Origin of the sequence: Mesorhizobium sp. 2RAF21 (assembly GCF_052115345.1) — a bacterium.
Classification (GTDB): domain Bacteria; phylum Pseudomonadota; class Alphaproteobacteria; order Rhizobiales; family Rhizobiaceae; genus Mesorhizobium; species Mesorhizobium terrae.
Map to the genome: position 1 here is coordinate 1 of NZ_JBFRGM010000034.1, position 19,229 is coordinate 19,229.

Consider the following 19,229-nt stretch of genomic DNA (forward strand, 5'->3'; position numbering starts at 1 on the left):
AGATGCTGGCGCCTTCCGGGCGCCCCGCCAGTGTTCTTGCCCCGGACCGACCTCGCCGTCGTTCGCGACGGCAGACTTCGGGCCTCGAAGCCGCCATTTGCGGCGGCCGGGTTTTTCCAGGGCCCGGACTTAGGGCTCGTCACCAGACAGCGCCACCGTTAGCGCTGCCAGTCCGGCACCGGCGCCCTCCCTGATACCCGGTGCGCACCAGGTTCCCGTGAGGGCGATGCGCCGATTGTCGACTGAAGGCGAGCGGCGTGAACAAATCCGCGCACGATTTTTCGCGTGGTTTGCGGCAAGGGATTGAACGGACAAGGTTCTTTCTTTCGACCTGCGTCTTCCTCCACGCATCCAATCCACATCCCGCACCGTGCCGACGCGTCAGTGTTCCGGCATGGATTCCCGACACGCTTCGCTCGTTCCTCGCTCACGCGGTCGGGAATGACGGATGTCCTCGAGCGCTTTCGCCAATCGCGCGGTTCTGATCGCAACGGTTTTGACGGCCACTGTCGTTCGCACCGACGGGTTTAGGGGACCGCCGTTGTTCGCGCAGACGGTTTTAGGGATCGCTGCCGTTCGCAACGACATTGATGCGAGGCTGGGCATGGACAATTGGCGAGACCGCCCATGCAACTCGTCATTCCCGGCCGCGTGAGCGACCGCAGGGAGCGGTGCGTGTCAGGAATCCATGCCGGAACGCTGACGCGCCGGTGCGGTGCAGGACGTGGATTGGACGCGCGGCCCGAGGCCAACGGAATTGGAAAGGAACCCTTCAGTGGCCGTCGAAGGCCATCAGGGTACGCACCGGCACATTGAGCGCCTCGAGCTTCTTGCGGCCGCCGAGGTCCGGCAGATCGATGACGAAACAGGCGGCGATGATATCGGCGCCGATCTGGCGCAGCAGCTTGACCGCCGCCTCCGCCGTGCCGCCGGTGGCGATCAGGTCGTCGATCAGGATGACCTTTTCGCCCGGCGCCACGCCGTCCTTGTGCATCTCCATCTCGTCCAGCCCGTATTCCAGGCTGTAGGCGACGCGCACGGTTTCGTGCGGCAGCTTGCCCTTCTTGCGGATCGGCACGAAGCCGGCCGACAACTGGTGGGCGACGGCGCCGCCGAGGATGAAGCCGCGCGCCTCGATGCCGGCGATCTTGTCGACCTTGCGGCCGGCATAGGGATGCACCAGCTCGTCGATGGCGCGCCGGAAGGCCTGGGCATTGCCGAGAAGCGTGGTGATGTCACGAAACAGGATGCCGGGCTTCGGATAGTCCGGAATGGTGCGGATCGAGGCCAGCAGCGTGTCGGTCGAAGAAGATGTCATCGGGAATCCATGTCGTGCCGCCCCATCGATAGAGACTGGCGCGGGCAAAGGAAAGTGCGAAGCCGGCATGGCCTCGCATTTTCGGCCGCGACCCGTGGCCTGCCCCGCTCAGGCCAGGGTGTCGGGCTCGGTGGCGCGCGGATCGTCCGGCTCCGGTGCCGCCTTCAGCGCCACCGCGACGAGGCCCGCAGCGACCATGAAGGCGCCGACCAGCCACAGTCCGGCCTTCGGGTTTCCGGTCAGGTCGGTCAGCCAGCCGGTCACATAAGGGCCGACAAAGCCGGCGAGATTGCCGAGCGAGTTGATGAGGGCGATGCCACCCGCCGCCGCAGCACCTGTGAGGAACATGGTGGGCAGCGCCCAGAAGGTGGGCAGCGCCGCGCAGATGCCCATGGCGCAGATCGTCACCGCGATCATCGTGGTGAAGGGTGACTGCATGTAGAGCGCGACGGGAATGGCGAGCCCGCCGACAATGGCCGGGATCGCCACATGCCAGACACGTTCGCGGGTGCTGTCGCCGTGGCGCGCCCACAGATACATGGTGACGGCGCCGAACAGGTAGGGGACGGCGACGATGAAGCCCTGCTCGACCAACGAGTAGTGCGTGTTGAAGGTCTGCTGGAAGCCAGCGATGATCGTGGGCAGGAAGAAGCCGACCGCATAGAGCCCGTAGACGATGCCGAAATAGACGAAGGCCAGCGCCAGCATGCGCGGCTGCGTCAGCGCCTTGACCAGCGGATAGTGATAGCGCTGCGCGGTCTGGACACGTTCGGTATCCATCTCGTTTTGCAGCCAGGTGCGCTCGTCGGCGTCGAGCCAGGCCGCGTCCTGCGGCCGGTCGGTCAGGTAGAACCAGCACATCACGCCGAGCAGCACCGCCGGCAGGCCCTCGACCAGGAACATGAAGCGCCAGCCGTCGAGCCCGAACAACACGCCATGGCCGGTGGCGATCAGCCAGGCCGACAGCGGCGAACCGAATACCGACGACAGCGGTATCGCCACCATGAACAATGCCACCGCCCGCGCGCGTTCACGCTTGGGGAACCACAGCGTCAGGTAGAGGATGATGCCTGGGAAGAAGCCCGCCTCGGCGATGCCGAGCACGAAGCGCAGCGCATACATGGTGAGCCCGTTGGGCACGAACGCCATCGCAGAGGCGACGATGCCCCAGCTGACCATGATACGCGCGATCCAGCGGCGCGCGCCGACCTTGTGCAGCATCAGATTGCTGGGCACTTCGAGCAGCAGATAGCCGATGAAGAAGATGCCCGAGGCGAGCCCGAAGGCCGCCTTGTCGAAGCCCAGCGCATCGTTCATGCCGTGGGGTGCCGCGAAACCGATATTGGTGCGGTCGAGATAATTGACGAAATAGAGCAGGCCCAGGAAGGGCAAAAGCCGCCAGGCGACTTTTTGAATGACACGCTCGCGGATGTTGGGGGCAACGGAAGTCGAGTGAGATGAACCGACCACGGCTTTTCTCTCCGATTCGACGCCCTCCCCCGTTGGCTACGTAAACATGCGCGCGTCAGGGTGTCCATTGGCATGCGCCAGGCTGAAACAACAAAAAGGGCGCCACCTGGGCGCCCTTTCCTGACGGTTGTGGTATCGAAGACTGGCCCGGAGGCAGGCTTCCTACATGCCGAGATCGGCGCGCAGTTCCGCCTTGGCCGCATTGTATTCGGCCTCGAATTCGGCGTTGTGCTGCAGGTTGGAGGCGATCACCGCGCCGGAGATGCGGCCCATTTCGATGTCGGACGGATAATGGATGCCGGCAACGACGCGGTTGTTACCGTATTCCCAGGCGCGCGCCATGATCTCAGGCCGCTTTTCGGGAACCATGTTGGACAGGATGATGCCCATCATGGTGCCAACCGTGGTGTGACCCGACGGCCAGGAGCCCGAGGTGGACGGCTTGACGATGGGCTTGACCATGTCGCTCAGCATATGCGGGCGGGGACGCTTCCAGGTGTCCTTGGCGGGATCGACGACCGCGCCTTCGGTGGCCGCGACGCGTTCGAAGAAGGCGTCGAGCTTGGGCAGCGTCTCCTTGGTGAACTTCGGACCCATGACGTCGGCGAAGCGCCAGACGTTCTCTTCGGCGTCGGCCTTGGCGCGTGCTTCCATTTCGGGCGTGCGGGTGAGCTGCATCGTCAGCACCTCGGCGATTTCGGCCTTGGTCTTGGCCGAATCATTGGCCGGCGGCGACGGCAGGATCGCGGTCAGATCGACATCGGTATTGGTGAGGAAGGGCTTGGCCTCTTCGGCCTGGCCGGTGGCGGTCAGGACGATGAGGAAGAGGCCGGCAAGCAGGCTGGTTTTGCGCATGGGAGACATCCTTTGCGAGGGAGACGGCGGAGCTTCTTCCGGCTCGGTGACAGCCATGTGACGCCACCCGCAAATGCAAAGGGCCGGCCTGAACGAACAGGCCGGCCCTTGCGGAAAACAGGATGTCCCAGGCGTCAGTGAGCGACGTTCGACCACACCTTGCGCTTGGTCAGATACATCAGCACCGCGAACAGCAAGAGGAAGATCATGACGCGGAAGCCGGTCTTCTTGCGGTCTTCCAGATGCGGCTCGGCGGCCCACATCAGGAAGGCGGAAACGTCTTCCGAATATTGCTCGACCGTCTGCGGCGCGCCRTCGTCATAGGTGACCTGGCCGTCGGAGATCGGCTTCGGCATCTTCAGCGACACACCCGCGTTGAAATACGGGTTGTAGTGCGTGCCTTCGGGAACGGTCATGCCGGCCGGCGGCTGCTGGTCGTAGCCGGTGATCAGGCCGTGGATATAGTCCGGACCGCCGGTGGCGTACTGCGTGAAGATGTCGATGACGAACTGCGGGAAGCCGCGCTCGATGCCGCGCGCCTTGGCAAGCAGCGACATATCAGGCGGAACCGCGCCGCCGTTCGACGCGGCAGCGGCCTTGTCGTTCGGATAGGGCGACGGGAAATAGTCGGAAGGAATGCCGGGGCGCTCGAACATCTCGCCGGCGTCGTTCGGGCCATCCGGAACGGTGTAGCCGGCGGCGAAGGCCTTGACCTGCGCTTCCGAGTAACCGAGGTCGGAGAGCGTGCGGAAAGCCACCAGCTTCATCGAGTGGCAGGCCGAGCACACTTCCTTGTACACTTTCAGGCCGCGCTGCAGCTGTGCCTTGTCGTAGGTGCCGAACGGCCCCGCGAAGGTCCAGTTCATCTCCTTCGGCTTGTGGATCGGGAAATGCGTCGGGTTGGCCTCATGCGAAGCCTCCCCTGCCTTGCCCGCTTCCTCGGCATAGGCGGCCGCGCCGACGAAGAGCGCGGAGACCGCCGCGAGCGAAATGAGAATCTTCTTCATACCAATATCCCCTGGATTCTCTTGACGCTCAGCCCTTGGTTTCCGGAGCGGCGGTGGCGCCCGACGGATGCCCGGAGCCGGACTTGTTCTTTTCCAGAACCGCCTCGGTGATCGAGTTGGGCAGACGCCGCGGCGTCTCGATCAGCCCGAGCACCGGCATGATAATCAGGAAGAAGGCGAAGTAGAACAGCGTCGCCAGCTGCGCCATCAGCACATAGGAGCCTTCCGCCGGACGCGAGCCCAGCCAGCCGAGCAGGATGGCGTCGATCGCGAACAGCCAGAAGAACAGCTTGTACCAGGGCCGGTAGACAGCCGAACGGACCTTCGAGGTGTCGAGCCACGGCACTAGGAACAGCATGGCGATGGCGCCGAACATGGCGAGCACGCCGCCGAGCTTGGAATCGATCGGCCCGATGTTGAAGGTGATGGCGCGCAGGATCGCGTAGAACGGCAGGAAGTACCATTCCGGAACGATGTGGGCCGGCGTCTTCAGCGGATCGGCGACGATGTAGTTGTCGGGATGGCCGAGATAGTTCGGGATGTAGAAAATGAAGTAGGCGAACAGCGCCAGGAACACGATCATCGCGAACGCATCCTTGATGGTCGCGTAGGGCGTGAAGGCGACGGTGTCGGTCTTCGACTTCACCTCGATGCCGGTCGGGTTCGACTGGCCCACCACGTGCAGCGCCCAGACGTGCAGAATAACGACGCCGGCGATCATGAACGGCAGCAGGTAGTGCAGCGCGAAGAAGCGGTTCAGCGTCGGATTGTCGACCGCGAAGCCACCGAGCAGCAGTTCCTGGATCCAGGTGCCGACGAGCGGAATGGCGGTGAAGAAGCCGGTGATGACGGTTGCGCCCCAGAAGCTCATCTGGCCCCACGGCAGCACGTAACCCATGAAGCCGGTCGCCATCATCAGGAGGTAGATGATGCAGCCCAGGATCCACAGCAGTTCGCGCGGCGCCTTGTAGGAGCCGTAATAGAGACCGCGGAAGATGTGCATGTAGACGGCAATGAAGAAGAACGACGCGCCGTTGGAGTGCATGTAGCGCAGCAGCCAGCCATTGTTGACGTCGCGCATGATCTTCTCGACCGAACCGAAAGCGAGGTTCGTGTCGGAGGTGTAGTGCATGGCCAGCACGATGCCGGTGAGGATCTGCGCCACCAGCATGATCGAAAGGATGCCGCCGAACGTCCACATGTAGTTCAGGTTGCGCGGCACCGGATAGGCGACGAAGCTGTCATAGACGAGCCTCGGCAGCGGCATGCGCGCGTCGAACCAGCGTCCGATGCCGGTCTTGGGCGTATAGGTCGAGTGTCCCTCGCTCATGGATATGTCCCCCTGCCTCAGCCGACGCGGATCTTGGTATCGGAGATGAATGAAAAGACCGGCACGGCCATGTTTTCCGGCGCCGGGCCCCGGCGGATACGGCCGGACGTGTCGTATTGCGAACCATGGCACGGGCAGAACCAGCCGCCGAAATCGCCCTGCTGGCCGAGCGGAATGCAGCCGAGATGGGTGCACACGCCGATCATCACCAGCCAGTTCTCCTTGCCCTTGCCGGCGGAGCGGTCAACGTCGGTAGCCGGGGCATCCGAGGCGAGGTTGGCGTTGCGGGCGAGCGGATCCTTCAACTCGTCCAGCTTGACGTCCTGCGCGGCCTTCACCTCTTCCGGGGTGCGGTTGCGGATGAAGACCGGCTTGCCGCGCCACTTGACGGTCAGCGACATGCCAGGCGTCAGCGAAGACACGTCCACCTCGACCGAGGCCAGCGCACGCGTCGAGGCGTCGGGCCGCATCTGGTCGATGAACGGCCAGGCGACCGAAGCCGCGCCGACAACGCCGGCCATGCCGGTGGCGATATAAAGAAAATCACGGCGATTGGGGTCGTGGGTATCGTCGGTTGCGCTCACGGGTGCCTGGTCCTTTCGCCTCTTCCGTGCCGAAGGGCGAGCCCCCTGTCCCGCTTGAGCATCCCCGCTCAATTCGCACCGGCCCGACAGCGCATGGCAACAGGCTAGCGAATTCCTCCGGCATTTGGATTTCGGTTTATGCGTGCGGCCCGTTTTTGTCCAGTCGGGTGAGCACGACAGGGCAGATTGTCGCGGGGACAAATGCCGCGCCGGGAAACGATCCTAGCCCGCACCCAGCCTGACAAGCACTTCCCGCGGGATTTCAAGGTCGCGGATCACTGCATCGTGACGGCGGAACCCGCACAATTCGCGCTGGATGAACCAGGCATAGACCGCGTCCGCCGCCTCCTTGAGCAGTTTGACCCGGCCGGGCTCGTCGCCGGCATGGGCGCGCAGGCGAGCGACGGCTTTTTCAGCCCGTTCGCCAGCCCTGCCGAGCGCCGCCGCCTTTTCGGCCAATATCTCGTGGCCGAGCGCATCGAACAGCATTTCGGAGGCGGAATTACCGGAGAAACGGGAAGGAGGGCGCAACGACATTCAGTGCCTTTCCTCGAGAGCAGGCTTTTGCGCCTGCCCATCCAACATCAGGCGATGCGTGACGAAGTCCTGCTGGACGGGTTGGAAACCCAGCGATTCGTAGAAACGATGCGCCGCAACCGGTGCGCGGGTGTTCAGCACGGAAAAGTGCCGGCCGGCGGCGTCGATCACCGCGCCGACCAGAATGGCGCCCACGCCACGCCGGCGATGGGCTTCGCCGACATAGAGGTGCCGCACCCGGCCCTGCCGTTGCCCGGCGACATAAGGATCGATGTTGAGGCCGCACACGCCTGCCAGCTCGCCGCCGCGCCATGCGCCCAGCAACATCTCGCCCATCGCGTCAAAACGATTGCCGCCTTCGGCCCAATTGCCCTCCAGCCGCGCCAGCATCGCAAAACCGTTGCGCCGGCTTTCCTCCAGCAATGGCTGGAACGGCGGCGCCGTCGGCTGGAGAGGCTGCACCAGATAGGCGAACGAGACGGCCATGACCTCACTCCGCCGCCCTGGTCTCGTCCAGCGGGTCTTGCTCGTTGAACAGGAAGCCGCCGGATTGGCGTTTCCACAGCCGGGCATAAAGACCGTCGAGCGCCACCAGTTCGTCATGGGTGCCTTCCTCGACGATTCGGCCCTTGTCCATCACCACCAGCCGGTCGAGTGCGGCGATGGTGGAGAGCCGATGCGCGATGGCGAGGACGGTCTTGCCCTCCATCAATTGATAGAGATTGTCCTGGATCGCCGCCTCGACCTCCGAATCGAGCGCCGAGGTCGCCTCGTCGAGAATGAGGATCGGCGCGTCCTTCAACATCATGCGGGCGATCGCCACCCGCTGGCGCTGGCCGCCGGACAATTTGACGCCGCGCTCGCCGACCTGCGCCTCGTAACCTTTGCGACCGCGGGGATCCTCGACGTCGACGATGAAGTCGTGCGCCGCCGCACGCCTGGCCGCCTCGACGATCTCGGCGTCGGAGGCGCCTTCGCGGCCATAGCCGATATTGTCGCGGATCGAACGGTGCATCAGCATCGCTTCCTGGCTGACCACGCCGAACTGGGCGCGCAGCGACGCCTGCGTCAGGTCGCGGATGTCGCGGCCATCGATCAGGATGCGGCCCTTTTCGACGTCGAACAGCCGCAGCATCAGGTTGACGACAGTCGTCTTGCCGGCGCCCGACGGCCCGACCAGCGCGACGCGCTCGCCCGGGCGGATATGCAGGTTCAGATTGTCGATGACACCGCCTTCCTTGCCATAGTGGAAGGAGACGTTCTCGAAGCGGATGTCGCCGCTGGAGCGCGGTATGGCGACGGCATTCTCCGAATCGCGGATGGCCGGTGTCACCGAGATGGTTCGCGTGGCGTCCTGGATGGTGGCGTAGTTGCGCACCAGCCCGTTGATGTTGAACATCATCCAGCCCGACATCTGGTTGAGCCGGAAGACGAGGCCGAGCGCGGCCGCTATCGCGCCCGTCGAGATATGGCCGGTCGTCCAGTTCAACACCGCGATGACGGCGATCAGGCTCATCATGATGCCGTTGAGGACGGCGACCGAGGAGCGGACCGTGGTGATCGCGCGGGTCAGCCGCACCACCGCCGTCAGGAAGCCCTCCAGCCCGTCGCGGATATAGGCGTGCTCGCGCTTGCCGCTGTCGAACAGCTTCACCGCGACGATGTTGGTGAAGGCGTCCACCAGCCGACCGTTGAAGACCGAGCGCTGGTCGGCGGTCTCGCGCCCGGCGCGCCGCATTTCAGGCAGGAGGAACCAGACGATGCCGGCGTAACCTGCGAACCACAAAGCGACGACGACGCCCATCAGCGGATCGAGCGAGACCAGGATGGTGATTGCCAGGATCAGGAAGGTCAGGAACGACCACATGGTCTGCAGGACGTTGATGATGAAATCGCCGACGGCCTCGCCGCCCTGCATGATCTTGGTAGCGATGCGGCCGGCGAAGTCGTTCTGGTAGAAGCCGTAGGGCTGCTGGATCACCCGACGGAACGCCTGCCAGCGCACCATCGAATAGAAACCCGGCACCACCACCTGCTGCTCGACGATCGCCGAGGCGATCATGATGACGGCGCGCACCACGAGGATGAGGAACAAGAGCCCGACCAGCGCCAGCCAATGATCGGTCAGCAATGCGGCCGGCGACGACTTGTCGAGCAGATCGATCAGCCAGCCGACCGACCAGTACATGGCCGCATCGACGGCACCCGCGAGGCCACCGGTGACCAGAAGCAAAAGGAAAGCGCCCTTGGCCTGGTTGGCGAAATAGAGAATGAACCGCCAGGCATCCGCCGGCAGCACTTCGCGATCCGTGTCGCTGAACGGATCGATGGTGCCCTCGACGGTGCGCCAGATGCGGTCTCGGAATCCTCCGGTGCTCACGCCCCAGTGTCCTCACTCATGGCTTGAACGAACTGATTCAAGGCATCAAATGCCACGCTCATCCTTTTGTTCCGATTCACGTCTTCGCGATAGCGGCCCGACCGGCCGCAAACACCGCTGAAGATCGGCATGGCCCGCCGCTCCATGTCATCGCTCCACCGCCGCTTCGGTCAGCTCAGCCTTCGCGCCGACGGCAGGTTCCTGTGCGGGACCGTCGTTCGGCAGGAAGCCGCCCGACTGGCGCTGCCAGAGCTGGGCATAGAGCCCGCCCCTGCCCACCAGTTCATCGTGCGAACCTTCCTCGATGATGCGGCCCTGATCCATCACCACCAGCCGGTCCATCGCCGCGATGGTTGAGAGCCGGTGGGCGATGGCGATCACGGTCTTGCCTTCCATCAAGCGATTGAGGTTCTCCTGGATCGCCGCCTCGACTTCCGAATCCAGCGCCGAGGTTGCCTCGTCGAGGATCAGGATCGGCGCGTCCTTCAGCATGACACGAGCGATGGCGATGCGCTGGCGCTGCCCCCCGGAAAGCTTGACGCCGCGTTCGCCGACATGGGCATCGAAGCCGGTCCGCTCCTCGCGGTCCACCAGACCGGCGACGACATCGGCGACATGGGCCGCATCCACCACCCGCGACATGTCGGCATCGGTGGCGTCCTGGCGCCCGTATTTCAGATTTTCGCGCACCGAGCGATGCAGCAGCGACGTGTCCTGGCTGACGAACCCGATCGCGGCGCGCACGCTCTCCTGGGTCACGTCGCGCACATCCTGTCCGTCGATCAGGACGCGGCCGTCCTGAACATCGTAGAGGCGCAGCAAAAGGTTCACCAGCGTCGATTTGCCGGCGCCCGAACGACCGACGACGCCCACCCTCTCACCCGGCGCGATTTTCAGCGACAGGTTTTCGATGAGGCCGCCTTTTCCGTCCTTGCGCCCGTAGTTGAAATTGACCCGATCGAGTTCAATCGCGCCCGTGGTCACCCGCAGCGCCCTGGCGTCGGGCCTGTCGAGCATCCTGATCGGCTTGGCGATGGTGGTCATCGAGTTGCCGGCCGTGCCGATCTGCCGGAAGATGTTCCCGCCGGCATCCAGGATCCTGTAGGAGATGCCCGCGATCTGCAGCGCAAAGGGGATGGCCGTGGCCACCGCCGCGGCACTCATGCCGCCCGCGCTCCAGCGCGCCAGCGCCAGCCAGCTGATGGCAACCAGCAGGCTGGCGTTCATGACGAACAAAGCCGACCACATGCCGGTGAACACGCGCATCAGCCGGTAAAAAGTCTTGGCGTGCTCGACCACCGCTTGCGACACATACCTGTCCTCATGCTCGCCGGTCGAGAACGTCTTCAGCGTCAGGATGTTGGTGTAACTGTCGACGATGCGGCCACTCATCACCGACCATTGTTCCGAAAGGTCCGTCGAACGCTGCGCGATCAGCGGCATGCAGTATCTGAGCAGCAGACCATAGAGCACCAGCCAGACGACGATTGCAGCGACCAGCGTGAGGTCGAACTGCGCCAGCACGGTGACGGCCACCGCGACGAACACCACGGCATACCAGACCGTATCGATGGTCAGGTTGACGGCGATCTCGATGGAATCGCCGCTCTGCATGACCTTGGTGCCGATGCGGCCGGCGAAATCGTTCTGGAAGAATGTCCAGTCCTGCCGCGTGACATGCCAATGGCTCTGCCAGCGGATCAGGTCGATGAAGTTCGGCGCGATGGCGTGGTTGCGGACAAGCGCGTCGAGGGCGATGGTGAGCGGCCGCAGGAAGACGACGCAGGCCATGACGACCAGCATCGTTCCATGCTCCGTGAAGAAGCCGCGCGGATCGGAACTCGCCAGCATGCCGACGATAATGCCCACGAAGATCGGCAGCATCGCGTCCACGACAGCGCCCGCCGCGACGAACAGCATGCGCATCGCGAAGCCGGTGCGGAACTGCATGATGAAATAGCGGAAAAAATTCCAAAGCCCCATCGGCGGCTGGCGGTTTTCCGCCAGCGCAACGGGGGAATAGCGGGTCTCAAACCAGTCGAAGACTTTGGCGAACATCTTCATCACTCACGCGGGTGCGAGCCCCTGGAACTCAGGTCTGGCACCCGGATTTTACCGATGCCAGACGCCAGGGATTCGTTTTCGACAGTCCAAAGGACACCATCCGCGCCGACCGGCGCGGATGGTGCAGGGCAAAACCTATTCCGCTGCTTCCTCGGTCACCTCGGCGCCCATCTTGGCCGCCGGTTCGTGGCCGGGATCGTCATGCAGCAGGAAGCCGCCCGACTGGCGCTGCCAGAGCTGGGCATAGAGCCCGCCCTTTTCGACCAGCTCGTCATGCGTGCCCTCTTCGATGACGCGGCCCTGATCCATCACCACCAGCCGGTCCATCGCCGCGATGGTCGACAGGCGGTGCGCGATGGCGATGACGGTCTTGCCCTGCATCAGCTTGTAGAGGTTCTCCTGGATCGCCGCCTCCACCTCCGAATCCAGCGCCGACGTTGCCTCGTCGAGGATGAGGATCGGCGCGTCCTTCAGCATGACGCGGGCGATGGCGATGCGCTGGCGCTGTCCGCCGGACAGCTTGACGCCGCGCTCGCCGACATGGGCGTCGAAGCCCTTGCGACCCTTGGCGTCGGCCAGCGCGCCAATGAAGCCGAGCGCCTCGGCACGGCGCGCGGCCTCGACCATGGCTTCCTCGCCGGCATCGGGACGGCCATAAAGGATGTTGTCGCTGACCGAACGATGCAGCAGCGACGTATCCTGCGTGACCATGCCGATATGGGCGCGCAGCGAATCCTGCGTGACGTCGGCGATGTTGTCGCCGTCGATCAGGATGCGCCCGCCTTCCAGGTCGTAGAAGCGCAGCAACAGGTTGACCAGCGTCGACTTGCCGGCGCCCGAGCGGCCGACGATGCCGACCTTCTCGCCGGGCTTCACCGTCAGCGACAGGTTTTCGATGACGCCCTTCTGCTTGCCGTAGTGGAAGCGGATGTCGTCGAAGCGGATCTCGCCCTTTTTGACATCGAGCTCCTTGGCGTTCGGCTTGTCCTCGACCAGGCGCGGCAGCGAAATCGAGCCGATGCCGTCATGCACCGTGCCGATATTCTCGAACAGCGCCGACATTTCCCACATGATCCACTGCGACATGCCCCAGAGCCTCAGCACCAGGCCGATGACCACGGCGACCGCGCCGATCGTCACCATCTCGCCGAGCCACAGCCAGATCGAAAGCGCCGCGACCGAGAACAGAAGCAGCGAGTTCAACACGTAGAGCACGCCATAGAGCTTGGTGACCAAACGCATCGACCGGTAGACCGTGTCGAGGAAGCTCGCCATGCCTTCCTTGGCGAAGGAGGCCTCGCGCTTGGCATGCGAGAACAGCTTCACCGTCTGGATGTTGGTGTAGCTGTCGACGACGCGCCCGGTCATCGTCGAGCGGGCGTCGGCCTGTTCCTCACCGACCTTGCCGAGGCGCGGGATGAAATATTTCAGCAGCACCAGATAGCCGATCAGCCAGACGGCGAGCGGCACCGCCAGGCGCCAGTCGGCGGAGCCGACGATCACCAGCATGCCCAGGAAGTAGACGATGACGTAGTTGAGCACGTCGATGAGCTTGATGACGCATTCGCGCACGGCAAGCGCGGTCTGCATCAGCTTGGTGGCGATGCGGCCGGCGAACTCGTCCTGGTAGAAGGTCATCGACTGCTTGAGCAGATAGCGATGCACCTGCCAGCGAATGCGCATGGGATAGTTGCCCATCACCGTCTGCTGGTTGAGCAGCGAATGGAACCACACGGTCCCGGGCAGCACGAAAAGCACGACGAAGGCCATGCCCGCCAGCTTCCACTTCTCGGTCTGCAGGAAGGTCTCGCGGTTCTGCGCCGACAGCCAGTCGACGATATGGCCGAGGAAGCCGAACATCCACACTTCGGCAACAGCGATCGCCGCGATCAGAACGGCATCGATTGCGATGTAGGGCCATACGCCGCGCGTATAATGGATGCAGAAGGCCAGCAGCGTCTTCGGCGGCTCGACCGGCTCCTCGGCCGGAAACGGATTCAATCTATTCTCAAACCAGCGGAACATCGTTTCGTACTCTAAATGAAAAATTGGGAGGCGCGCGCAGCTTTAAGCCGCGCGCGCCCATGCGGTTGCATCACTCTTCTCTTCGGCCTGCCGGGCAGCCGGCTGTCTCGCATGGTCCCTGCCTGGACGGGAAGCGGCAAGGCCTTCGCCTACAGGCCCGCGCTCTCCCTCCTGAGAGGCCGACGCCGGAACATCCGTCTTCACCAAGCGCGGCTTGAACAGGCCGATGAAGCGGCGCACCAGCGACGGTCGGCGGGGAGCCGGAACGGCCATGGAGAAGTCGACATCCGGCAGCATGCCGCGATGCGGCCGGCGCCTCATCTCGGCATGCGACGCCGACGAGTGGGTTTCGCCGACCAGCAGCGCCCAGCTTGCCAGTTTGCGTTCGTGCAGGCTGCGTGAGCCCGGTGTCTTACAGGGATCGAACATCGGTCCGTCCTCCAGTGAAAAGAACAGGTTGAAAGATGGATTGGACCCATCGGCAAAAGGCATGCCGGTGGTGAAAAACGGTTGGAACTGAACGCGGTCAGACGGGGCGTACAGCCCCCGGGTCTTGGGTAAAAACATCGCAGGATTCCCTTGATGGCCGGAAGAGAGGTCCGGCTGGGATCGGTGCGATGGAGCCTAGAGTGCTAGGAGAAACGTCGAACCGAGCCAGCCGTCGGGCATACGCCCCACGCCAGAAGGCGTGTGATACACATGGTCAGGATGGTTTCCATGAACGCCTCCGTCGGTTCGAGTTGACAATGCCGGCCTGATACACGCATTCGCAAAAAATGACCAGATGCCAGTCGAGCAATCGCCGAAACCAGGAACCATCTGTGGCCGATCTGCCACGCATCCAGAAGACGCCGAAATGAAGCACGGTCTGCGCATCGCCCTCTACCAGCCGGATATTGCCGGCAATACCGGGACAATTTTGCGCTTCGCCGCCTGCACGGGCCTTGCCGTCGACGTCATCGAGCCTGCCGGCTTCGACCTGTCCGACCGCAACCTCAGGCGCGCCGGCATGGACTATCTGGAAATGGCGGCGCTCACCCGCCATGTCGACTGGCCTCGCTTCGAGGAGTGGCGGCGCAGCGAGGGCCGCCGGCTGCTGCTTTTGTCGACCAAAGCGGTCGTGCCCTATACGGATTTCGCCTTCGCCGAGGGCGACGTCATCCTGTTCGGGCGCGAATCCGCCGGCGTGCCGGACACTGTCCACGATGCCGCGGACGCGCGTCTGCTCATCCCCATGCAGGCCGGCGCCCGCAGCCTCAACGTGGCGCTTTCGGTGGCCATGGTGGCTGGCGAGGCCTTGCGGCAGCTGGCTTAGCGCCTCTATTCCGGTGCCCTCCGCCTCGGCCGGAGCACTGAAGACAGCACGCCGTCCGTCTTTTCCAAGATGACTCGCCGAAACCGCCCAGCCTGACGCGCACATCGTCTTTCGCCTTCGCTTATCTCTCGAAGACAATTTCTCTACAAGTTCAAGCTAACTTGAAGTCAAGAGACGCGAGGGACGGAGGCGCTTTGGGCCGCCGCGCCGGGTCAATCGGCGACCGGCAGCCTGCGAATGGTGAATTCGATGACGTCGCCCGGCCGTTCGAACCAGCTTTCGATGGTCGTCCAATAGGCCTGTCTGGGCCACCGTTCGAACCACTCCTTCGCCTTCAATCGGGCGTCGGAACGCGGCAACACAAAGGTTTCGCGCAGGAAGCCGTCACGTGGCGTGGCCTCGGCGCGGGCACGGTCCAGCCTCTTCTTGAGGCCATCCAGCGGTGGTCTTGCGGGAGTACGCACAAAAAGAACTCCTTGACCCAACTTCTGAGAAGATTAGGGATCGCGCCCGAAAAAGACGAGTCATTTGTCGGGCAAAGATGCCCGCGCCCGGAGACGGCACTTGGAACGACCCGAAATACCGGCTGGTCTGCCCGCCGACATCGAAGACAAGAAGCAGCGCGCCCGCGCCTGGTTCGAGGAACTGCGCGACCGCATCTGTACCGCCTTCGAGGCGATCGAGGACGAACTGACCGGCCCGCAGGCTTCCTGGGCGCCCGGCCGCTTCGAGCGGACGCCGTGGCTGCGCGAGGACGGCAAGGGCGGCGGCGGCACCATGTCGATGATGCATGGCCGCGTCTTCGAGAAGGTGGGAGTGCACACATCCACCGTCCATGGCGAGTTCTCGCCCGAGTTCCGCAAGCAGATACCGGGCGCCGAGGAAGATCCGAGCTTCTGGGCAAGCGGCATCTCGCTGATCGCCCACCCCTGGAACCCGAACGTGCCGGCCGTGCATATGAACACGCGCATGGTGGTCACCTCCAGACACTGGTTCGGCGGCGGCGCCGACCTGACCCCGGTGCTCGACCGGCGCCGCACCCAGGACGATCCCGACACGGCCTGCTTCCACCGCGCCATGCAGTTCGCCTGCGAGAAGAACGCGGCGGTGGCCGACTACGCCCGCTTCAAGACCTGGTGCGACGACTATTTCTTCCTGCCGCACCGCAACGAGGCGCGCGGCATCGGCGGCATCTTCTTCGACTGGCAGCAGTCGCCGCAGGAGAAAGGCGGCTGGGAGGCGGACTTTAATTTCGCGCAGGATGTCGGCCGGGCTTTCCTGGTCGTTTACCAGCATCTGTTGCGCGGCAACTTCAACGACAACTGGACCGACGGCGACCGCGAGGAGCAGTTGATCCGGCGCGGACGTTATGCCGAGTTCAACCTGCTCTACGATCGCGGCACGCTGTTCGGCCTGAAGACCGGCGGCAACGTCAATTCGATCCTGTCCAGCCTGCCGCCGCAGGCGAAATGGCCCTGATTTGACAGGAACTTGCCGCCACACCGGCTAATTCGCCCAGGCTTCGCCAGGGCAAACCACGGCCGCGACGGCCATTTTCGAGGCAACCAAAGCGGCGGCGGCGTGTTATGCTAACCGTTCCGACGACGAGGAAAGGAGGACTTCGATGAAGGAATTTCACTGCGGCTCGCTCGTCCCCGGCTGCGACTGGCACACCCGCGCCGAGGAGGAAGCGGAGGTCATGCGCCGCGCGGTCGAGCATATGCGCGAAACCCATGGCGAGACGATCATCCGCGAGACCATGGTCGAGGCCATTCGCTCGCGCATCGAAAAGGTCCGCGACGCGGCCTGATCAGGACTTGTTGAGTATTTCGGCGGCGCGTTCGAGCAGCGCGCCGCGGTCTGGCTGGAAGCCCTTCTCCACCCATTCCGTCTCCAGCGTTTTCAGCAACGCTCCGAATTTCGGACCCGGAGACAGGCCAAGCGCCGACATATCGGCGCCCTTGACCGGAAAAGCCGGCTTTTCCCATTTCTCCGCGTAGCCGAGCAGACGCGCATAGCCGCCGGCCTCGGTCAGTGCCGCATCGTCGGTGGCGACACGGGCACGCGCCGCCGACAGCGACAGTTTCAGCCGGTCGACGACCGCCTGGCGGTCGCCGAGATACAGGGTCTTGGCGAGCATGCCTTCGGTCGTCTTCGCCTCGATAGTCGGCGTCAGCGCCCAGCGCTGCATGCGGTTTGCCTCGTCGGACGAAAACCGCAGCCGTTCCGCCATCGCCTTCATCCTGGCCGCATCCGGCGGCACCATAGCCGCCAGCCGTAGCAGCGGCTGTACCGGCCAGCCGAGATCGCGTTCCGCCGCGATCAGCCCGTGGACGGCGTCGATGCCCCACTTCTCGCTTTCCGGCAGCACGCGCGACAACACGCCGGCCTGCCGCATCCACAGCAATGCCCGCGACGGGTCCGGCGCCGACAGCAATTTCTTCAGCTCCGCCCAGACACGCTCCGCCGAGAGCCGGTCGAGGCCCTCTTTCAGCCGCGCGCAGGCTTTCAGGCCGTCCGCGTCGGGACGCCCTGCCCCATACCAGGCGAAAAACCGGAAAAAGCGCAGGATGCGCAGATAGTCCTCGCGGATACGCTTTTCGGCATCGCCGATGAAGCGCAGGCGTCTTGCGGCGATGTCGGCGATGCCGCCGACCAGATCGACCACGGTGCCGTCTGCCTTCGCGTAAAGCGCGTTGATGGAGAAGTCGCGTCGCTCCGCATCCGCCTTCCAGTCGCGGCCGAACGACACTTTCGCATGGCGGCCGTCGGTCTCGACATCGGCCCTCAGCGTCGTCACCTCGTAACCCTTGCCGGCAATCACCACGGTGATGGTGCCGTGTTCGATGCCGGTCGGCACCGCCTTGAACCCGGCGGCCCGCGCACGCCGCATCGTCTCCTCGGGGCGATTTGTGGTGGCGATGTCGATATCGGCCACCGGTTCGCCGATCAGCGCGTTGCGCACCGCGCCGCCGGCGATGCGCGCCTCTTCGCCCGCTTCCGACAGAGCGGCCAAAAGGCGCTTGAGGTTCTTGTCGGCGAGCCAGTCGGCCTTGTCGGCGATGGAGACGCTATCCGTCACGCGTAGAGCCTTTCATAGAGCGTGCGGATAATGCCGGCCGTCACGCCCCAGATGCGTTGGCCGTCATACGGCATCTCGTAGAAGAACCATTCGAGGTCGTTCCAGAAGCGGCTGTCGCGGCGGTGGTTGGTCGGGTCCATCAGAAAGCTGAGCGGCACCTCGAAGGCGGCGTCGACCTCGTCATGGTTCAAGGTCAGCGAAAAACCCGGCCGCACCACAGAAAGCACCGGCGCGATGCGGTAGCCGCTGCCGGAGACATAGTCCGGCATGCGTCCGACAATGTCGATGAAGCGGCGGTCGAGCCCGATCTCCTCGTGGGTTTCGCGCAAGGCGGCGAATTCAGGGGAATGGTCGTCGTCGTCGATCCGCCCGCCCGGAAAGGCGACCTGGCCGGTGTGGCTGCGTAGCGTTTCAGCGCGCTTGGTCAACAGAACGGTGGCTTCAGTGCCCCGGTCGATGACCGGGATCAGCACGGCGGCGTCGCGCAGCGGCTCGCTGCGTTTCAGGCGCGGATGGCCGGGGTTGAAACGATGGTCGCCATCCTCGTCGGGATGCACCAGGAAATTCTCTTCCCGCGCAGCGCGCATGCGGAAATCGGCAGCCGAGAACAAAGGAGGCAACGATTGGTCCATCAGGCGCTCAGTTCCGCAAGCCGGATCGCCGGCATGACCGGGTAGACCTCGCCATTCGACCGCAAGGCGAACATCGCCACGCCGCCGACGTCGATCTCCTCGCCATGGCCGACCAGTTCGTACATCACCGGCCGCGCCACCAGCGCCTCGAGCCGGCCGCGCACCAGCACATAGGGTTTCAACCCGCCGGTCTCGGCCTCGTCGACGAAGCGCAGCGGGTTGGCCGGCCCGACCTCGACCACGTCGCCGACATTGGTGCGGAAAGTGATGACCTGCTCCCCGTCCCCGGCCGAGACATCCACCTCGACGGCGACGAAGGGCGCGTCGACCACACGGATGCCGACCCGCTCCACCGGCGTGACCAGATAGGTCCTGCCGTCTTCGTCCTGCCGCAGCACGGTCGAAAAAAGTTGCACCAGCGGCATGCGGCCGATGGGCGTGCCGAGATAGAACCAGGTGCCGTCCTGGCGGATTTCCATGTCGATGTCGCCGCAGAAGGGCGGGTTCCAGCGTTCGACCGGCGGCAGGCCCTTGCCGGCACGGGCGGCACGCGCCACCAGCGCCTCCAGCCCGCGCGCGTCGGCGGCGGCGGTCATGCTGTCGGGTGCTTGTCCGGAGGTTGCGGTCATC

Annotated in this window: 19 protein-coding genes; 3 read left to right on the top strand and 16 right to left on the bottom strand. The window is 64.3% G+C overall.

Annotated elements, in window-relative coordinates:
- Window positions 1–772 precede the first annotated feature (772 nt).
- From AB4136_RS31685 to AB4136_RS31740, 12 genes are all read right to left on the bottom strand, one after another.
- Entirely contained in the window at window positions 773–1,318 is a 546-nt protein-coding gene (locus AB4136_RS31685) for an adenine phosphoribosyltransferase (protein WP_024925517.1), read from the bottom strand.
- 108 nt (window positions 1,319–1,426) lie between these two features.
- Window positions 1,427–2,788 (bottom strand): MFS transporter, encoded by a 1,362-nt coding sequence (locus tag AB4136_RS31690; protein ID WP_024925518.1) that lies wholly within the window; start codon window positions 2,786–2,788, stop codon window positions 1,427–1,429.
- A 162-nt stretch (window positions 2,789–2,950) separates the two neighbouring features.
- On the bottom strand, window positions 2,951–3,643 hold the full coding sequence (locus AB4136_RS31695) for an acid phosphatase (RefSeq protein ID WP_024925519.1): 693 nt from the start codon (window positions 3,641–3,643) through the stop codon (window positions 2,951–2,953).
- Window positions 3,644–3,777: 134 nt separating this feature from the next.
- The gene (locus AB4136_RS31700; protein WP_024925520.1) at window positions 3,778–4,650 is read right to left on the bottom strand and encodes a cytochrome c1; all 873 of its coding nucleotides are present in this window, start codon (window positions 4,648–4,650) and stop codon (window positions 3,778–3,780) included.
- 28 nt (window positions 4,651–4,678) lie between these two features.
- Complete coding sequence (locus tag AB4136_RS31705) at window positions 4,679–5,980, bottom strand: cytochrome b (RefSeq protein ID WP_024925521.1); 1,302 nt, start codon at window positions 5,978–5,980, stop codon at window positions 4,679–4,681.
- Window positions 5,981–5,997: 17 nt separating this feature from the next.
- Entirely contained in the window at window positions 5,998–6,564 is a 567-nt protein-coding gene (petA, locus tag AB4136_RS31710) for a ubiquinol-cytochrome c reductase iron-sulfur subunit (RefSeq protein WP_137901384.1), read from the bottom strand.
- A 222-nt stretch (window positions 6,565–6,786) separates the two neighbouring features.
- Window positions 6,787–7,101 carry a DUF6665 family protein gene (locus tag AB4136_RS31715; protein ID WP_137901385.1) on the bottom strand — a complete coding sequence of 105 codons (315 nt, stop codon included), beginning with the start codon at window positions 7,099–7,101 and terminating at the stop codon, window positions 6,787–6,789.
- On the bottom strand, window positions 7,102–7,587 hold the full coding sequence (locus AB4136_RS31720; protein ID WP_441932193.1) for a GNAT family N-acetyltransferase: 486 nt from the start codon (window positions 7,585–7,587) through the stop codon (window positions 7,102–7,104).
- 4 nt (window positions 7,588–7,591) lie between these two features.
- The gene (locus AB4136_RS31725; protein WP_137901387.1) at window positions 7,592–9,481 is read right to left on the bottom strand and encodes an ABC transporter ATP-binding protein; all 1,890 of its coding nucleotides are present in this window, start codon (window positions 9,479–9,481) and stop codon (window positions 7,592–7,594) included.
- A 147-nt stretch (window positions 9,482–9,628) separates the two neighbouring features.
- Window positions 9,629–11,539 (bottom strand): ABC transporter ATP-binding protein, encoded by a 1,911-nt coding sequence (locus AB4136_RS31730; RefSeq protein ID WP_137901388.1) that lies wholly within the window; start codon window positions 11,537–11,539, stop codon window positions 9,629–9,631.
- A 141-nt stretch (window positions 11,540–11,680) separates the two neighbouring features.
- Complete coding sequence (locus AB4136_RS31735; protein WP_137901389.1) at window positions 11,681–13,570, bottom strand: ABC transporter ATP-binding protein; 1,890 nt, start codon at window positions 13,568–13,570, stop codon at window positions 11,681–11,683.
- A gap of 42 nt (window positions 13,571–13,612) precedes the next feature.
- Window positions 13,613–13,999: a hypothetical protein gene (locus tag AB4136_RS31740; protein ID WP_441932196.1), complete on the bottom strand. Its 387-nt coding sequence runs from the start codon at window positions 13,997–13,999 to the stop codon at window positions 13,613–13,615.
- 427 nt (window positions 14,000–14,426) lie between these two features.
- On the opposite strand from AB4136_RS31740, the gene AB4136_RS31745 reads away from it, so the two are divergent.
- The gene (locus tag AB4136_RS31745) at window positions 14,427–14,885 is read left to right on the top strand and encodes a tRNA (cytidine(34)-2'-O)-methyltransferase (protein WP_137901390.1); all 459 of its coding nucleotides are present in this window, start codon (window positions 14,427–14,429) and stop codon (window positions 14,883–14,885) included.
- 212 nt (window positions 14,886–15,097) lie between these two features.
- On the opposite strand, the gene AB4136_RS31750 is transcribed toward AB4136_RS31745, so the two are convergent.
- The gene (locus AB4136_RS31750; RefSeq protein WP_137901391.1) at window positions 15,098–15,349 is read right to left on the bottom strand and encodes a hypothetical protein; all 252 of its coding nucleotides are present in this window, start codon (window positions 15,347–15,349) and stop codon (window positions 15,098–15,100) included.
- Between the two features lie 100 nt (window positions 15,350–15,449).
- Between AB4136_RS31750 and hemF the strand changes: the two genes are divergently transcribed.
- Both hemF and AB4136_RS31760 read left to right on the top strand, forming a co-directional pair.
- A complete protein-coding gene (hemF, locus tag AB4136_RS31755) occupies window positions 15,450–16,364 on the top strand; it encodes an oxygen-dependent coproporphyrinogen oxidase (protein WP_137901392.1) in 915 nt (304 codons plus the stop codon).
- Between the two features lie 145 nt (window positions 16,365–16,509).
- Entirely contained in the window at window positions 16,510–16,695 is a 186-nt protein-coding gene (locus tag AB4136_RS31760; RefSeq protein WP_024925532.1) for a DUF1059 domain-containing protein, read from the top strand.
- On the opposite strand, the gene AB4136_RS31765 is transcribed toward AB4136_RS31760, so the two are convergent.
- Genes AB4136_RS31765 through AB4136_RS31775 form a run of 3 tightly spaced genes read right to left on the bottom strand, consistent with a single transcriptional unit; the run spans window position 16,696 to window position 19,228 of the window.
- A complete protein-coding gene (locus tag AB4136_RS31765; protein WP_137901393.1) occupies window positions 16,696–17,967 on the bottom strand; it encodes a CCA tRNA nucleotidyltransferase in 1,272 nt (423 codons plus the stop codon).
- Window positions 17,964–18,599, bottom strand: a complete 636-nt coding sequence (locus AB4136_RS31770) for a CoA pyrophosphatase (RefSeq protein ID WP_024925534.1) — start codon at window positions 18,597–18,599, stop codon at window positions 17,964–17,966. The genes AB4136_RS31765 and AB4136_RS31770 overlap by 4 nt, the downstream gene beginning before the upstream one ends.
- Window positions 18,599–19,228 carry a DUF1285 domain-containing protein gene (locus tag AB4136_RS31775; RefSeq protein WP_024925535.1) on the bottom strand — a complete coding sequence of 210 codons (630 nt, stop codon included), beginning with the start codon at window positions 19,226–19,228 and terminating at the stop codon, window positions 18,599–18,601. Before AB4136_RS31775 ends, AB4136_RS31770 begins: the two co-directional genes overlap by 1 nt.
- Window position 19,229: the final 1 nt, after the last annotated feature.

Bases quoted from the DNA above. Each gene is read 5' to 3' on its own strand.
- AB4136_RS31685 (WP_024925517.1), bottom strand. From the start codon at position 1,318: ATGACATCTTCTTCGACCGACACGCTGCTGGCCTCGATCCGCACCATT.
- AB4136_RS31695 (WP_024925519.1), bottom strand. From the start codon at position 3,643: ATGCGCAAAACCAGCCTGCTTGCCGGCCTCTTCCTCATCGTCCTGACC.
- AB4136_RS31705 (WP_024925521.1), bottom strand. From the start codon at position 5,980: ATGAGCGAGGGACACTCGACCTATACGCCCAAGACCGGCATCGGACGC.
- AB4136_RS31715 (WP_137901385.1), bottom strand. From the start codon at position 7,101: ATGTCGTTGCGCCCTCCTTCCCGTTTCTCCGGTAATTCCGCCTCCGAA.
- AB4136_RS31720 (WP_441932193.1), bottom strand. From the start codon at position 7,587: ATGGCCGTCTCGTTCGCCTATCTGGTGCAGCCTCTCCAGCCGACGGCG.
- AB4136_RS31730 (WP_137901388.1), bottom strand. From the start codon at position 11,539: ATGTTCGCCAAAGTCTTCGACTGGTTTGAGACCCGCTATTCCCCCGTT.
- AB4136_RS31735 (WP_137901389.1), bottom strand. From the start codon at position 13,570: ATGTTCCGCTGGTTTGAGAATAGATTGAATCCGTTTCCGGCCGAGGAG.
- AB4136_RS31740 (WP_441932196.1), bottom strand. From the start codon at position 13,999: ATGTTCGATCCCTGTAAGACACCGGGCTCACGCAGCCTGCACGAACGC.
- AB4136_RS31745 (WP_137901390.1), top strand. From the start codon at position 14,427: ATGAAGCACGGTCTGCGCATCGCCCTCTACCAGCCGGATATTGCCGGC.
- AB4136_RS31760 (WP_024925532.1), top strand. From the start codon at position 16,510: ATGAAGGAATTTCACTGCGGCTCGCTCGTCCCCGGCTGCGACTGGCAC.
- AB4136_RS31770 (WP_024925534.1), bottom strand. From the start codon at position 18,599: ATGGACCAATCGTTGCCTCCTTTGTTCTCGGCTGCCGATTTCCGCATG.
- AB4136_RS31775 (WP_024925535.1), bottom strand. From the start codon at position 19,228: ATGACCGCAACCTCCGGACAAGCACCCGACAGCATGACCGCCGCCGCC.